Genomic DNA, 12,679 nt, shown 5'->3' on the forward strand with positions numbered 1-12,679 from the left:
GCCTCCAGCGTCAGTTGCTCGGTCAAATCGTAGCTGACCGGGATCAGCAGCCCTGCCCCCCAATCGCCCGCGCCAATCCCGTTTTTGCCGGTCGGCAGGCTCACCGAAGGCAGCAACGCCGCCGAAAAACCGTCGCCGCTCCTGGCCCCGCCGCATCCTCGGCTGGATCCTGCGCCTCGTCATCGGCTTCATCCTGCTGTCGCTGCTGATGGTGGTTATCTACCGTTTCGTGCCGCCACCGATCACGCTCACCCAGCTGGGCGACGTCGCGCAGGGCCACCTGGTCAACAAGAGCTGGATGCCGCTGTCGCGGATGGACCCCGACATGGCGCGCGCCGCGATCGCGGCCGAGGACGGCAATTTCTGCGGGCACCACGGCTTCGATCTGAAGGCGATCGAGAAAGCCTATCAGGGCAACCAGGCCGGCAAGAAGTTACGGGGCGGATCGACCATCAGCCAGCAGACCGCGAAGAACGTCTTCCTGTGGCAGGGCCGATCCTACCTCCGCAAGGGGCTGGAGGCGTGGTTCACCGTCCTGATCGAACATATCTGGGGCAAGCACCGGATCATGGAAGTCTATCTCAACGTCGCCGAGACGGGGATTTACACCTATGGCGCCAATGCCGGCGCGCAGCGTTATTTCCACCATGATGCGAGCCATCTGACCCCGGTCGAGGCGGCGCGGATCGCCGCCGTCCTGCCCCAGCCGGAAGAGCGCGCGGCGGTCGATCCCAGCGGCCGGGTGCTGCGTTACGGCAACCGCATCCAGGGCCGGATCGGCATGATCCAGCGCGGCGGGTACGATCGCTGCCTGCACTGATCTTCCGTCATTCCCGCGAAGGCGGGAATCCATAAACTCTTCCGCATCGATAGAAGCGGGACGTTCAAGAATATGGATCCCCGCCTGCGCGGGGATGACAAAGGGAAGGTTAGTTCCCCAACCGGCCCGGATGCGCCGCCTTCCACCGCGCCTCGCCCTCTGCATCCGCCCGCCGCATCGCCCCATGCCGGCCCCGCATCAGGAAGGACCATTGGTAACCGCGCAGATGCTTGCGGAAGCCTGGATCGGCGATGCGCGGCTGGCCGGTCAGCCCGCCCTTGGCCCAGCCCCAGAGCGTCGCGAGCGCGCCGATCACGAACGGGCGATGGCGCGCGCGATGGACCGCGCTGGCGAACACGAAGGCGGGTGACGATCCCATCATCCACTGGCCGGTGCCGAGCCGGATGCGGCCGGTGATGATGCCCTTGTCGCTCGATCCCATCGGGCGGAGATGGAGGAAGCGCAAAGCCGGCTCATCGACCGAATAGGCCTTCCAGCCAAGCATCCGCGCCTTGTAGCAATCGATGCCGTCCCACAGCACCTGCGGCACCAGCCCGCCAATCTCCTCGAACATCTCGCGGCGCCAGAATTTGGTCATGCCAAGCGACACGTCGTCTCCGATATGCTCGCTGATCAGCTCGCCTTCGAAGCCCTCCGAAATGTTGGACGGGCCCGGATAATAGGCCTTGCCCGACACCGTCCCGAGCCTGGGATCGGCCGCCATAAGCGCCAACAGGCCCTCGAAATACCCTCGCGGCAGTTCCAGATCCATGTCGAGCTTGGTCAGGAAGTCGTGCTTGTACGGCTCGGCCACCGCCCAGCCCTCGTAAAACGCCTCGACCACGCCCCCGCCGACGCGCCTTTTGCCGCGATTCTGGCGCTGGATGACGCGGATGAACGGGTATTTCGCGGCGTATTCGGCCAGGATTTGCGGGCTTGAATCGGTCGATCCGTCATCGACGATGACCCACAGATCGGGCTTCACGCTCTGGTTCACGACCGAAACCAGCGTGCGCCGCATATATTTTTCTTCGTCGCGTACCGGGCTGACGATGCAATAAGTCTGGCGCTTTTCGGTCATTTCTTGTCCTTGGCGGCATCGATCGCCGCTTCCAGCCGGTCCCAATTGATCGCGTCGGAAAACTCTTCCGCGACCCGTTTGCGCCCCGCCAACCCCATTTTCCTGCCTTTCGCCGGATCATCCACCAGCGCCTGCAAAGCCCGGGTTAATGCCGCGACGTCGTCTGGCGGCACCAGAAGGCCGCTGTTTCCGTCCTCGACCAGTTCGGCGATCGTCTCCAGGCGCCCGGCAATCACGGGTTTTCCCGCCGCCATCGCCTCCATCAACACGACCGGAATGCCGTCGCGGTCGCCGGTCGATGAGGTGCGGCACGGCAGTGCGAACACCGCCCCCGACCGGATCACCGCCAGCGCTTCCGCATGCGGCCTCGAACCGAGGAAATCGACATGATCGGCGACGCCCTCCGCCTCGGCGAGCGCGACAAGCGCCCGACGTTCTGGCCCGTCGCCGGCAATGATCAGCCGTTGCCCCGCCCGATCGAGCCTGGCGAAGGCCTTGATAAGAAGGTCGAAACCCTTCTTGGGGACGAGCCGGCCGACCGAGACGATATTTGCGCCGTCGCCGGCGAGTTCGGGCATCGTCACCGAACAGCGGATCACCGGCCGCGATCCGCCCGGCGCGATGTCGTCATAAAAGCGCTGATGCCAGCGGCTGATCGAGGAGACGAACGCCGCTTCCTCCAGCTTGAACTGCAAAGCCTCGCGATGGACGAACAGATCGTTGGCGTGGCCGGTGAAACTGAATGGCACCCGCAGCCCGCGCGCCAGATAGAGTCCAACCGTCGCCGGGGTGTTGGCGAGATGGGCGTGGACATGGCCGATGCCCCTGCCCCTCAAGCGAAAAGCCGTCGCCAGCCCCATCCAGGCCTGGAACATGAACTTTAAGCGGGCCTTGGCGCTATCAAGATCAACCGCACACGCCTCATCGTATATACGCATGAATGCCAAAGGGCGGATCAGGAATGCAGGAACCAGCGCCAGCGCCGATCGCCAGGAATAGACCCGCGTCGCCTCCCCGGCGAGGGCATTGAGCGCGGGATCGGCAAAGGGGCCGACCGGCTTGCGCACCGTCACCGGCACGATCGTCCGGCCGCGCGAACGCAGGCCCATCAATTCGCGATAGACGAAGGTTTCCGAAAGCGTCGGCAGCCGTGCCGCGACATAGGCAATGGCGCTGGTGCGGGGCGGAGCGTCCGTCATGCCCTTTCCCTGTCCCTGAACCTATGCCGCGGCGCAACGGAAATTCTTCTCGCGATTGGCGGTTCGCTTCGCCTAATGCCGTGGACGTGAGCCGAGCCCCTATTTCCGAAGCCCGCGTCGGCGTGGTCGTGATCGGCCGCAACGAAGGCGAACGGCTCAAGGCCTGCCTGCGCTCGATCCCGCCCGGCAGCGACGTCGTCTATGTCGATTCCGGATCGAGCGACGGCAGCGTTGCTTTCGCCGAGGGCATGGGTTTTCAAACGGTTGCACTCGATACCAGCAAGGGTTTCACCGCCGCGCGCGCGCGCAATGCCGGGCTCGAACGTCTCACCACGAGCAAGCTCGATTTCGTGCAGATGGTCGATGGCGATTGCGAGCTCGACCTGGGCTGGATCGACGCCGCGCTCGCGGCTTTTGTCGACGAGCCCGATCTGGCGGTGGTGTTCGGCCGGCGGCGCGAGCGCTTCCCCGATCGCAGCATCTACAACCGGCTGTGCGACGAGGAGTGGGACGTGCCGGTCGGCGACGCCCGTTCCTGCGGCGGCGATGCTTTGTTCCGGCTAGCGCCTTTGCTCAAGGCGGGCGGTTACAATGGCGACATCATCGCGGGCGAGGAGCCCGATCTCTGCCTGCGCCTGCGCCAGGCGGGCTGGCGGATTCGGCGGATCGGCGTCGAAATGACGCGCCACGACGCGGCGATGACGCATTTCTCGCAATATTGGCGCCGCTCGAAGCGCAGCGGCCATGCCTTCGCCGAATTGCACCAGCGCCACAGTGCCGAGCCGCGCTGGCGCGCGCAGGTCAGCAGCATCACCCTGTGGGGCGGCGTCCTGCCGGGCCTGATCGTGCTGCTGGCGCTCGCGGCCCTGCTGCGCCCGGCCTTCGGCTGGGGCGCTTCGCTCCTGCTGCTGGTGTATCCGCTCCAGGTGGCGCGGATCGGCTGGCGCAAATACCGATCGGGCGAACCGTTCGGCTTCGCCTTTGCCAGCGCCTTCTTCCTGATGCTGGGCAAGCTGCCGCAACTGAGCGGCGTGCTGCTCTATCGCCGCACGCGCGCTGCGGCGAAGGCGCCGACGATCATCGAATATAAGGGGTCCGGGGGGGCCTGAGCCCAGCCGATTGCATCGCGAACGGCCTGATTCACGCTATCGACGACGGCGCTCCGCGCCACCGCCAATAACGATCAGGCTTAGGTCAGGCGAAGGTCGCTGCCTTGCGGCGTGTGCGCATGATTGCGCCCATCGCGCCGAAGCCGACCAGCATCATCGCCCAGCTTGCAGGCTCGGGCACCGCCGTGGTCGAATTGTCGCCGCCATGGTGGCCGATCGCATTGCCGATCGTGATATTGTCGAGCTCGAAGCCGCCGCCGCCATTTTCGATTATGTCGATGCGATCGAAGGCGATCGTGCTGGTGAAGTCGAAGAAAGCGAAAGGCTCGCCGGCATCCTGGCCGAGATAGGCCGCGTTGGGGTTGCCTCCATAGGCGCCCGCAGTGCCTGCCAAAGCCGGCTTGAGCGCATAACTGCCAAGCAAGGTGTCGCCGCTGTACAGCGCGACCGTGTTGCCGAGCGAGGTGGTGAAGTCGCCGTCGATCGCCGAGGCCCACAGGCCGGCATAGGTTACGGGCGACGAGAGACGGATCGTGGTGGGGTAGAACACCGTCGCATATTTGCCGGTGGCATCCGCGCCGCCATAGACGTTCGCGTCCCAGGTGTTGAAACCGCCATTGCTGATCGTGCCGCTGATCGGCGCGCCAGCGAAGATGTTGGTACCGCCGCCGATATAGCCGTTGAAGCCGTCGAACGTCGCAACCTGCTTGCCGCTCAGTGCGACCGAGGTGGACTGGGCGCCGGGCGCCTCGACGCCGACGGTCACGCCGCCTGCCGACGCCATCGTCGCCAGCAGCGCGCCGGACAGAAGGCCGAAGCCGAGCTTGATCATGGTCATTCGCAATACCTTCAAAGCAACATTACTATGTGGTGGTTACGGCTCCGTAACCGATCGAGAATTTATCGTTTCACGCCGTGATCGGACGGCGCCTGCGCAACATTCCGCCGATCAGGCCGAAGCCGAACAGCATCGTCAGCCAACTTGCCGGCTCAGGCACCGCTCCTGCGACGACGGGTGGAGTAGGCTGCTGGCCGGTGGAATTGTCGCCGCCGCCGCCATGTCCGCCGCCCCCGCCCGGATTGATCGGCTGGATCGGGCCAATCGGCGGAGGCGTGATGCCGCCTGTCGTCCCGCCGCCGGAAGTGCCCGGCGGCGGCGTGCCGCCACCCGTAACCGGATCGGTCGGGTCGCCGCCGATGGTGCCGGTGCCGCCGTCCGTGCCGCCGCCGGTCGGTCCGCCCGTCGTACCGGTGCCGCCTGTGGTTCCGGTCCCGCCGGTCGGACCGCCGGGCGAAGTGCCGCCGCCGATCGTGGTCCCGCCGCCGATCACCGTGCCGCCGTCACCCGTGCCGCCGGTGCCGCCGCCCGGACCGCCGGTGCCCGATGTCCCGCCACCCCCGCCAAGACCGAGAAGGTCGCCCAGACCGCCCGAGGACGGCGCGTTGCCGAAGATCGATCCGAACGCACTCGACTCGGCATCGCCGGTCGGCTTGTCGCCGAGCGCGTCCGCCAGCGCCGTCGCCCGACCCGTTTCATGCGAACCTTCCGGCTTGAGGCCGAGCGCGGCCAACACCTGCGCGCGCGGACCAAACAGGCTGTTATTGGCCCATTCGCCGCTGTCGCACGGCAGTTCCCCATCGGCGCCGATCTTGAGCCGGACATCGTGGTGGAGGTCGCCCGCGTCCACATCGACGTCGCCGCGCGGTGCGATCGAAGCCAGGCGTGTCGCCGCATGCGCCGGCGCGTCGGCGGAGGCGGCTTCAGCCACCTGCGCCTGCACGGCGAAAGGCACATTGACCGGAGACGCATTGCCGACGGCAAGCGTTCCGGCCGCTGCGCGGACGAACAAAAAACGCAACTTCACGCGGAAACCTCGGACGCAACAAACAGGAGGGTACAGCCCTCATGCTTTCCCTATAGGTCAACCGTGACGGGGGCGCATTCTTTCTTTCGATCTGACCGATCGGTCAGGTCGATTTTAACCTTTATTTACAACTTGATCAGCGACCCGTTCGCGCTCCGACCGACGGCGAAACGCTTCGCCTGAAGCCGCCCTCAGAAAGGCAGCTTGAACCCCGGCGGCAGCGGCAGGCCCGCGCTCATCTTGCTCATCTCGGCATTGCCGGCGGCATCCGCCTTGGCGCGCGCATCGTTGATCGCGGCCGCGACCAGATCCTCCAGCATCTGCTTCTCCGAGGGCTGCAGCAGGCTGTCGTCGATATCCACGCCCAGGATACGGCCCTTGGCGGTCGCCCTGATCCGGACCAGTCCGCCGCCGGCCATGCCTTCGACCTCGATCTTGTCGAGCCCGGCCTGGGCATCGGCCATCTGGCTCTGGATATTCTGCGCCGCTTCCTGCGCCGCCTTCATCAACTCATTCATGTCCATCACGACATACTCCGCGTCTCATCAATCAGTTCGGCGTCCGGAAAGACCGAACGCACTGACGCCACCATCGGCGCATTGAGGATTTCGTCGCGCGCGGCCGAAGCGGCGGCCTGTTCCTGCTGCAACAGGCTCGGCTCCGCCGGCGCATCGCTCAATTCGATATCCCACACCGCGTCGGTCAGCCGCCTCAGGCTGGCGGCGAGATCGCGCGCAAAATCGCCGGACAAGGGCTTGACCGGCTTGAGCGCGAGGCGCGGCGGTTCATAGGCGATCAGCCCCGCATAATCGTGCAGTTGCTGCGCCAGATGCGGCTTGCCATTGTCGGTGAGCAACGTGATCAGCGCCGCGAAATCGCGCGGCAAAGCCAGCAACGGCGCCTGCGGTTCGGCGGCGGGCGATGGCGCGGGCACCGGGGCAGCAGCCGGGGCCGCAATTACCTCACCCGCCTGCAGCCGCCGCGCGAGCTCGCCCGGATCGGGCAGCTGGCTCGCATGGACGACGCGCAGCAGCGCCATCTCGGCCGCCTCGCGCGGATGCGGCGCGGCCAGCACTTCGGCATGGCCCTTGAGCAAAAGCTGCCACAGGCGGTGGAGCGTGGCGTAACCCATCCGGCTCGCCCAGTCGGCATAGGCTTCGCGTTCTTCCTGGCTGAGTGCGGGATCCTCCGCCCCACCCGCCTTGGCGCGGGTCACGCCATGGACCACTTCCAACAGCCCGCGCAGCAACGCGACCGGCTCGACGCCGAGCGCATCCTGCTGCTCGACCGCATCCAGCACGGCGGGTACGTCGGCGGCGATCATCGCCGCGAACAGCCGCCGGATCGCGCCGCGATCGGACAGGCCGAGCATGTCGCGCACCTGCGCCGCCTTGACCCCTTCCCCGCCGAGATCGGCATGCGCGATCGCCTGGTCGAGGATCGACAGGCCGTCGCGGACCGAGCCTTCGGCCGCGCGCGCGATCAGGGCGAGCGCTTCGGGCTCGGCCTCGACCTGCTCGGCCTGGGTGACACGCGCGAAATGCGCGGCGAGCAGGTCGGCCGGGATCCGCTTCAGGTCGAAGCGCTGGCAGCGCGACAGCACCGTCACCGGCACCTTGTTGACCTCGGTCGTCGCGAACAGGAATTTCACATGCGCCGGCGGCTCTTCCAGCGTCTTGAGCAGGCCGTTGAAGGCCGCCTTCGACAGCATGTGGACCTCGTCGATGATGTAGACCTTGTAGCGCGCGGAGACCGCCGAATAGCGCACCGCCTCGATGATCTCGCGGATGTCGTCGATGCCGGTGTGGCTGGCGGCGTCCATCTCGACCACGTCGATATGCCGTCCCTCGGCGATCGCGACGCACGGTTCGCACACGCCGCACGGATCGATCGTCGGGCCGCCGGTCCCGTCCGGGCCGATGCAGTTCAGCGCCTTGGCGATCAGCCGCGCGGTCGAGGTCTTGCCGACCCCGCGCACGCCGGTGAGCAGGAAGGCATGCGCCAGCCGGTCGCGGCTGATCGCATTACCGAGCGTCTGGACCATCGCGTCCTGCCCGATCAGCTCGGTGAAACGCTGCGGACGATATTTGCGCGCGAGCACGCGATAGGCGCCGCTTGCTTTGGGCTGCGGCGGTTCGCCAAGATCGAAGGAGTCGGACATTGCGGGCACTCTAGAGCCTGATCGTCATCGGTGGAAGCGCACGCGCTTCCTCGATGACGTGAATCGGGCTCTCACAGGACGCCCGTGATGCCGCCCGAGCGAAAGGCGTCAGTGCACCCTGCCCTCGCCGAGATGCCCCAATTTGTCGGGATTGCGCATCACATAGATAGCGTGAACCCGCCCATCCACGATCAGCAACGCGGTCGTTTGCAATATGCCGTCTGCCTCGCGCGTGACGAACCCGGGCAGGCCGTTGACGAAGCCGTAGCTCACCAGTTCGGACTGGCCTCCACCGTACAGGCGTACCAACGAGCGCTGGAGCTTCATCACATTGTCGATACCGAAGATCGGCAGATAGCCCGCGGGCCGCTTGCCGCCGCCGTCCGCATGCGAGGACACGTCCTGCGCCAATATCGCCTGGAGCTGCTCCATGTCGCCGCCGCGCGACGCCTGGAAAAAGGCCGCCGCCAGTTCCAGCCCGCGCGACTTCTCGACCGTGTAGCGCGGCCGGTCGCTTTGCACATGCGTCCGGGCGCGGGCGGCGAGCTGACGGCAGGCGGCGGGATCGCGGTCGATCGATTGCGCGACCTCGTCGAAATCCAGCCCGAACACGTCGTGCAGCAGGAAAGCCGCGCGTTCGAGCGGGGACAGGCGTTCGAGCGCGATCAGCAGGGGCAGGGTCACGTCTTCCACGGGCTCCGCCTCCAATATCGGCTCGGGCAGCCATTCGCCGAGATAGGTCTCGCGCCGCACGCGCGCGGACTTCAGTTGATCGAGCGAGAGCCGCGTGACGACGCGGCGCAGGAACGCCTCCGGCTCACGCACCGCGTCGCGATCGGTCGCGAGCCAGCGGAGGAAGGCGTCCTGTACCACGTCCTCCGCATCCGCCATCGATCCGAGCATGCGGTAGGCGACCCGGATCAGCCGCGGACGCAACGGATCGAAATCCGCCGCCGCGCCAAGGGAGTCCGGGCCGTCACTCATGCCGCGGCCTTCTCGGCGTGCGGCACGGCATGGACACCGCGGAAGCCGACGCCAAAGCGGTTCCAGGCGTTGATGATGCCGATCAGCATCGTGAGCTTCACCTGCTCCTCAGGCGTGAAATGCGCCTGGAGTTCAGCATAGACGTCATCCTGGGCACTCGTCTCGGGCAGAAGCGTCAAGGCCTCGGTCCAGGCCAGCGCCGCGCGCTCGCGGTCGGTATAAAGCGGCGATTCCTCCCACGCGGCGAGCATCGTCAGCCGCAGCTCGCTCTCGCCCTGCGCCAGCGCTTCACGCGTGTGCATGTGAAGGCAGAAGGCGCAGTGATTGATCTGCGAGGCGCGGATCTTGACCAGTTCGGCGAGCGACGGCTCGACGCCGTCCTTGGCCATGGCCGTGCTGAAATCGACGAACGCCTGCATCTGCTGCGGGGCGGCGACGAACGGAATAAGACGGGGTTTCATGGTCGATCTCCTTGGGTTGACGGAGACCTGACGAGACAGCGCCGCGTCTTGTGACATGCGCGCGAATTTTTTCCGTTCCAATCCTCCCCCGCCAGGGGGAGGTGGCAGGCGCAGCCTGACGGAGGGGGAGGACGGCGGTGAGCCTCGACGTTCGGCGGAGAGCTGGCTGGGCGCTGCGTGCCCCATCCAAACAAAGCTGCCGCCCCCTCCGTCGCCTTCGGCACCACCTCCCCCTGGCGGGGGAGGATTTGCGCGGGGCATATGCTCTTTTCGAATTGTTGGAATTACGCGGTCGATCGCTTCGGGATCTACATTCGCGAAAATAGTGGGAGCCGGAACGACCCGACGAGAAATCGTTGTGGCTGCTTCCTTCCGGATCTGACCAGGTTGGCGACGACGCCGTCCGCCCGACTCCCGGGCGGGCATATGGGCAAGGCCGCGCGATCTGGCAAGCGGGCCGATCCCGCGCCTGAAACAAGAAAAGGCGGAGCCGCAGCCCCGCCCTTCTTTATCTTCGCGATGAACCGCGCCTCACTTCGGTGCGATCACCATCAGCATCTGGCGGCCTTCCATGCGCGGATGCTGTTCGACCTTAGCGACTTCGGCGACGTCGACCTGGACGCGCTGGAGCACCTGCATGCCGAGCTGGCCATGCGCCATTTCGCGGCCGCGAAAGCGCAAAGTGACCTTCACCTTGTCGCCTTCCTCGATGAACTCGAACACCTTCTTCATCTTGGTGTCGTAATCGTGGTCATCGATGTTCGGACGCATCTTGATCTCCTTGATCTCCTGCGTCTTCTGGCTCTTGCGGGCGATGTTCGCCTTCTTCTGGGTCTCGTACTTGTATTTTCCGACATCCAGGAACTTGGCGACCGGCGGATCGGCGTTGGGCGAAACCTCGACCAGGTCGAGCCCGATCTCCTGCGCCTGCGCCATCGCTTCGCGCGTATACATCACGCCCAGATTCTCGCCGTTTTCGTCGATCACCCGCACCTTCTGGCTCGAGATGAATTCGTTGTAACGGGGGCCGTTCAGCGGCATCGGCGGCGCGCCCAGCGGGCGGCGCGGCATCATGGGCGGTGGTATAACGCATTCTCCTCTGGCGGCGAGATGCCGCGGGTCCCCGCGATATACGCGCGGACGCCGCATATTTAAAGCGGGCCGCGGCGAAATCCTGATCGAAACGGACATTGCGGGCCGATTGGGTCGATCGATTGGACGCGGCGGTTCGTCCTGCTAGGCAGCAAGGATGCAAGCCGCCATCCTGTTCGAACCGGACGGATACCTGCTCGATCGGGCCAAGTTGATGGGCCGGCAATCCGCCGGTAACGGCTTCCTGCGTGCAGCGGTCGCGGCGTCGCCGGGCGGCACGCTGAGCGCCTATACGCCATCCCAGCAATCGTTCGATCTGTTCGCGCAGACCGTGACCGGCCTCGACCCGACGGTGCGGCCGCACTGGATCCCCGCCGTCCGGCTCGATCTACTGGCCGAAGCCGGCACGCTCTACCGCCCGGACAGCGCGATCGACATATCGGCGGCGCTGCGGCTGCGGCAGGGGCTCGCCGCCTACAGCCTGTGCGGCGTCACCCATACGCTGAGCAGCGAGCTGTCGCTGCGCCACCTGTTCGATCTGCTGACGACGCCGATCATGCCGTGGGACGCTCTGGTCTGCACGTCGCAGGCCGCGCTGACGCTGGTTCGCGACGCGCTCACCCAGCACGCCGATTATCTGAGCTGGCGGATCGGCCAGCCGGTAAAGCCGCCCCACTTCCAGCTTCCTATCATTCCGCTCGGCGTCCACGCCGAGGATTTCGCGACATCGGACCCGGCGCGCGCGGCCGCGCGGCAGCGGCTGGGCATCGCCGAGGACGAAATCGTGGCGCTCTACGCCGGCCGCCTGTCGTTCAGCGGCAAGGCGCATCCGGTGAGCATGCTGCGCGGGCTGCAGGCGGCGCACGAACGCACCGGCCACAAGATCGTGCTGATCCAGGCGGGCAGCTTCTTCAACGATGCGATCGCGCGGCTCTACCGCGACGCGGCGGCCAAATTCAGCCCGGACGTCCGTCCGTTGTTCGTCGATGGCAACGACTTCCCTGCTTATGCAGCGAGCTGGCAGGCGGCCGACCTGTTCGTCTCGCTCGCCGACAGCATCCAGGAGACGTTCGGCCTGACCCCGGTCGAGGCGATGGCGGCGGGCCTGCCGGTCGTGGTGTCCGACTGGAACGGCTACAAGGACACGGTGCGCGACGGGATCGACGGCTTTCGCATCCGCAGCTGGGCGCCGCCTGCGACCGCCGACGACATGATCGCGCGCGATCACGAAACGCATACCGGCAATTTCGACATGTATCTGGTGCGCGCGGGCGGCGCGATCTCGATCGATCAGCGCCAGCTGAACGACCGGCTGAGCGATCTGGTGGGCGATGCGGAGCTACGCGCCAAAATGGGTGCGGCCGGACGCGCGCGGGTCCGCAGCGACTATGACTGGTCGATCCTCTATCCGCGCTATCTGGCCCTGTGGGAGGAACTGGCGGCGATCCGCGCGGCGCATGCGCGCGAACCCGAATGGATCGCCCGCATCGCAGCCGCGCCGCTTCACCATCCGATCGCGCCCGATCCCTACGCGCTGTTCGCGCATTATCCGACCGCGCTCATAACCACGCATACAATGGTCGAAGCCGCCCCCGGCGCCGGCCTTGCCGGTTTCGAGGCGATGGCGCGCGACCCGCTGTTCGCTTTTTCCAATCCGCCGGCGGAGCTGGTGACGGCGGTGCTGGGGGCGCTGGCCCGGCCGTGCACGGTCGGCGAAATCGTCGCCGCATCCGGACAGGATCTGTACAGCGTCACGGACGCGGTCGCCCGGCTCGCCAAGATGGGGCTGGTCGTGCTCGGCGCGCCGACCGCCTGACCTCAGATCATTCCTCGGTGCGGATCAGCACCGCTTCGCCGATCAGCAGGAACAACAGGAACGGCGCCCACGCGGCGAGCAAGGGCGGATA

At 66.3% G+C, this 12,679-nt stretch carries 11 protein-coding genes, 1 other RNA gene and 1 pseudogene; 3 read left to right on the forward strand and 10 right to left on the reverse strand.

Annotated features, from left to right (window positions below; all coding sequences use genetic code 11):
- The first annotated feature begins 154 nt into the window (after positions 1-154).
- Entirely contained in the window at positions 155-820 is a 666-nt protein-coding gene (gene mtgA / locus VK533_RS14970) for a monofunctional biosynthetic peptidoglycan transglycosylase (RefSeq protein ID WP_324379082.1), read from the forward strand.
- Positions 821-929: 109 nt separating this feature from the next.
- Here the strand turns inward: mtgA and VK533_RS14975 are convergent, their stop codons facing one another.
- Together VK533_RS14975 and VK533_RS14980 are read right to left on the reverse strand one after the other, a co-directional pair.
- Positions 930-1,901, reverse strand: coding sequence for a glycosyltransferase family 2 protein (locus VK533_RS14975; protein WP_324379062.1), 972 nt, complete (start codon positions 1,899-1,901; stop codon positions 930-932).
- Entirely contained in the window at positions 1,898-3,100 is a 1,203-nt protein-coding gene (locus VK533_RS14980) for a glycosyltransferase (RefSeq protein ID WP_324379065.1), read from the reverse strand. Before VK533_RS14980 ends, VK533_RS14975 begins: the two co-directional genes overlap by 4 nt.
- Positions 3,101-3,186: 86 nt before the next feature.
- Here VK533_RS14980 and VK533_RS14985 point away from each other — a divergent pair, with 86 nt between their 5' ends.
- Entirely contained in the window at positions 3,187-4,209 is a 1,023-nt protein-coding gene (locus tag VK533_RS14985) for a glycosyltransferase family 2 protein (protein WP_324379067.1), read from the forward strand.
- A gap of 85 nt (positions 4,210-4,294) precedes the next feature.
- Here the strand turns inward: VK533_RS14985 and VK533_RS14990 are convergent, their stop codons facing one another.
- The 8 genes and pseudogenes from VK533_RS14990 to infC all read right to left on the reverse strand — a co-directional run bounded on the left by VK533_RS14990 (position 4,295) and on the right by infC (position 10,751).
- The gene (locus VK533_RS14990; protein WP_324379069.1) at positions 4,295-5,047 is read right to left on the reverse strand and encodes a PEPxxWA-CTERM sorting domain-containing protein; all 753 of its coding nucleotides are present in this window, start codon (positions 5,045-5,047) and stop codon (positions 4,295-4,297) included.
- A gap of 70 nt (positions 5,048-5,117) precedes the next feature.
- Positions 5,118-5,219 (reverse strand): annotated as a pseudogene (locus tag VK533_RS17290) (PEPxxWA-CTERM sorting domain-containing protein); the annotation flags it as partial.
- A gap of 1,046 nt (positions 5,220-6,265) precedes the next feature.
- Entirely contained in the window at positions 6,266-6,598 is a 333-nt protein-coding gene (locus tag VK533_RS15000) for a YbaB/EbfC family nucleoid-associated protein (RefSeq protein WP_324379084.1), read from the reverse strand.
- Positions 6,598-8,235: a DNA polymerase III subunit gamma/tau gene (locus VK533_RS15005; protein ID WP_324379074.1), complete on the reverse strand. Its 1,638-nt coding sequence runs from the start codon at positions 8,233-8,235 to the stop codon at positions 6,598-6,600. Before VK533_RS15005 ends, VK533_RS15000 begins: the two co-directional genes overlap by 1 nt.
- Positions 8,236-8,343: 108 nt before the next feature.
- Positions 8,344-9,219 (reverse strand): sigma-70 family RNA polymerase sigma factor, encoded by an 876-nt coding sequence (locus tag VK533_RS15010; protein ID WP_324379076.1) that lies wholly within the window; start codon positions 9,217-9,219, stop codon positions 8,344-8,346.
- Positions 9,216-9,680 carry a carboxymuconolactone decarboxylase family protein gene (locus VK533_RS15015; RefSeq protein WP_324379078.1) on the reverse strand — a complete coding sequence of 155 codons (465 nt, stop codon included), beginning with the start codon at positions 9,678-9,680 and terminating at the stop codon, positions 9,216-9,218. Before VK533_RS15015 ends, VK533_RS15010 begins: the two co-directional genes overlap by 4 nt.
- A 321-nt stretch (positions 9,681-10,001) precedes the next feature.
- Positions 10,002-10,099, reverse strand: an RNA gene (ffs, locus tag VK533_RS15020) — signal recognition particle sRNA small type.
- A gap of 112 nt (positions 10,100-10,211) precedes the next feature.
- Positions 10,212-10,751, reverse strand: coding sequence for a translation initiation factor IF-3 (infC, locus tag VK533_RS15025; protein WP_324379085.1), 540 nt, complete (start codon positions 10,749-10,751; stop codon positions 10,212-10,214).
- Between the two features lie 178 nt (positions 10,752-10,929).
- Here infC and VK533_RS15030 point away from each other — a divergent pair, with 178 nt between their 5' ends.
- Positions 10,930-12,588: a glycosyltransferase gene (locus VK533_RS15030; protein WP_324379080.1), complete on the forward strand. Its 1,659-nt coding sequence runs from the start codon at positions 10,930-10,932 to the stop codon at positions 12,586-12,588.
- Positions 12,589-12,679 lie beyond the last annotated feature (91 nt).

The organism is Sphingomonas sp. (assembly GCF_035317925.1).
Taxonomy (GTDB): Bacteria; Pseudomonadota; Alphaproteobacteria; order Sphingomonadales; family Sphingomonadaceae; genus Sphingomonas_I.

What these genes read in the sequence shown, in the direction of transcription:
- VK533_RS14980 (WP_324379065.1), bottom strand. Translation starts at nt 3,100, where the DNA reads ATGACGGACGCTCCGCCCCGCACCAGCGCCATTGCCTATGTCGCGGCA.
- VK533_RS14975 (WP_324379062.1), bottom strand. Translation starts at nt 1,901, where the DNA reads ATGACCGAAAAGCGCCAGACTTATTGCATCGTCAGCCCGGTACGCGAC.
- VK533_RS14990 (WP_324379069.1), bottom strand. Translation starts at nt 5,047, where the DNA reads ATGACCATGATCAAGCTCGGCTTCGGCCTTCTGTCCGGCGCGCTGCTG.
- VK533_RS15010 (WP_324379076.1), bottom strand. Translation starts at nt 9,219, where the DNA reads ATGAGTGACGGCCCGGACTCCCTTGGCGCGGCGGCGGATTTCGATCCG.
- infC (WP_324379085.1), bottom strand. Translation starts at nt 10,751, where the DNA reads ATGCCGCGCCGCCCGCTGGGCGCGCCGCCGATGCCGCTGAACGGCCCC.
- VK533_RS15030 (WP_324379080.1), top strand. Translation starts at nt 10,930, where the DNA reads ATGCAAGCCGCCATCCTGTTCGAACCGGACGGATACCTGCTCGATCGG.
- VK533_RS15000 (WP_324379084.1), bottom strand. Translation starts at nt 6,598, where the DNA reads ATGGACATGAATGAGTTGATGAAGGCGGCGCAGGAAGCGGCGCAGAAT.
- VK533_RS15005 (WP_324379074.1), bottom strand. Translation starts at nt 8,235, where the DNA reads ATGTCCGACTCCTTCGATCTTGGCGAACCGCCGCAGCCCAAAGCAAGC.
- VK533_RS15015 (WP_324379078.1), bottom strand. Translation starts at nt 9,680, where the DNA reads ATGAAACCCCGTCTTATTCCGTTCGTCGCCGCCCCGCAGCAGATGCAG.